This window comes from Vibrio sp. OPT46, assembly GCF_015163535.1.
In the GTDB taxonomy this organism is placed as follows: Bacteria; Pseudomonadota; Gammaproteobacteria; order Enterobacterales; family Vibrionaceae; genus Vibrio; species Vibrio alginolyticus.
The window spans coordinates 1-302 of record NZ_JADDYG010000341.1 but is presented as its reverse complement, the minus strand read 5'-3'; the positions used below and the strand labels follow the sequence as shown (position 1 = coordinate 302).

Sequence of the window (302 nt, the reverse complement as noted above, 5' to 3'; positions counted from 1 at the left end):
ACAAACCCAGATGCAAAGGCTGTTCTACAAAGTATGGGAGGAGATGTTCAGGATCTGCCTCTCGTGATAGACGGTAATGTAGCGACGGCCGGTGGCTGCCTTTCACTGATGTATCTAATTGGTTGGTTAACAGAGCGGCTATTTGACTCAAACAAACGAAAAGCTATACAAAATCAATTGATACCTGCTGGGCAATTAGAGCTGTTTGAAGAGCTTATTGCCACAACTATTCAATCAGCAGAGTTAGCAAGCTCGGATAACAAGGCGTTAAATAATCATTCATAACATGTGGTGTTTTACAT

At 42.1% G+C, this 302-nt stretch carries 1 pseudogene; it reads left to right on the top strand.

Annotated features, from left to right (window positions below):
* Window positions 1–285, top strand: a pseudogene (locus IQR33_RS15695) (thiamine biosynthesis protein ThiJ); the annotation flags it as partial.
* Between the last annotated feature and the right edge of the window lie 17 nt (window positions 286–302).